General features: G+C 69.5%; 1 protein-coding gene. It reads left to right on the forward strand.

The window, feature by feature from the left end; translation table 11 throughout:
* Positions 1 to 249: 249 nt before the first annotated feature.
* Positions 250 to 1244 (forward strand): IS30 family transposase (locus AB0G84_RS36185; RefSeq protein ID WP_361330963.1); only part of this gene is annotated, 995 nt, incomplete at its 3' end.

Below are 1244 nucleotides of genomic sequence, written 5' to 3' on the forward strand. Positions count from 1 at the left end.
CTTGGGTTCTAGTGAACGTTGCAACACCCCAGCTCAAGGGGTGCGATGGACTTCACGATCCGAGCGGACCGGACGGCTCAGGGGCCTGTGAAGCTGAGCCGGGAGCGGGAGGCATACTCCCGGCTCGTGCAGCAGGGCTACAGCAATACCGAGGCGTGCCGGATCGTCGGCGTCGACCGCCGGACGGGCAACAAGTGGCGTAACGGCCGCAGTGCCGACCGGCGGCAGAAGGCGGCACCACCGATCAGCATGGTGGTGCCGCCTTCCGGTCCGTCCCGGTACCTGCGTGAAGAGGACCGCATCCACATCGCCGACCGGTTGCGGGAGAAGGCCACGGTGCGGGCCATCGCCGCCGAGCTGGGCCGCAGCCCCTCCACGGTCAGCCGCGAGATACGGCGCAACCGCCACCCGGACAGCGGCGCCTACCGGCCGCACGCGGCCCAGGCACGCGCGGACGCCCGCCGACCCCGTCCCAAGTCCCGCAAGATCAATGACACTCCCGAGCTGCGGCACGCTGTCCAGGAGATGCTGGAGGAGAAGTGGAGCCCGGAGCAGATATGCCAGGCTCTGCGGACACGATTCCCTGACCGGCCGGAGATGCACGTGGTCCACGAGACCGTCTACCAGGCGCTCTACGTCCAGGGCAGAGGTCAGCTCAGGCGTGAACTCGCCGGCGCCCTGCGTTCGGGGCGGGCCCGTCGCAGGCCCCAGCGGCAGGGCAACTGCCGCCAGCCCCGCTTCACCACACCGATGGTCATGATCAGCGAGCGTCCCGCCGAAGCAGAGGACCGGGCCGTGCCCGGCCACTGGGAGGGCGACCTGATCATCGGCAAGGACGGCAAGTCCGCGATCGGCACCCTGGTCGAGCGCGCCACCCGCTACGTCATGCTGCTGCACCTGCCCGGCGATCACAGCGCCGAGGCGGTCCTCACCACCCTGACCTCCACCGTCCAGACCCTGCCCGCCCAGCTGAAGCGGTCCCTGACCTGGGACCAGGGCAGCGAGATGGCCCGGCACGGCGAGTTCACCCTCGCCACCGATATCCCGGTCTACTTCTGCGACCCGGCCAGCCCCTGGCAGCGCGGCTCGAACGAGAACACGAACGGCTTGCTGCGGCAGTACTTTCCCAAGGGCACCGACCTGTCCGTCCACGACCCCGAGCACCTGGCCACCGTCGCCGACCAGCTCAACCGACGCCCACGCAAAACGCTCGGCTGGGAAACCCCAGCCGAGCGCCTGCATAA

Source organism: Streptomyces sp. NPDC020742 (assembly GCF_040641675.1).
Classification (GTDB): domain Bacteria; phylum Actinomycetota; class Actinomycetes; order Streptomycetales; family Streptomycetaceae; genus Streptomyces.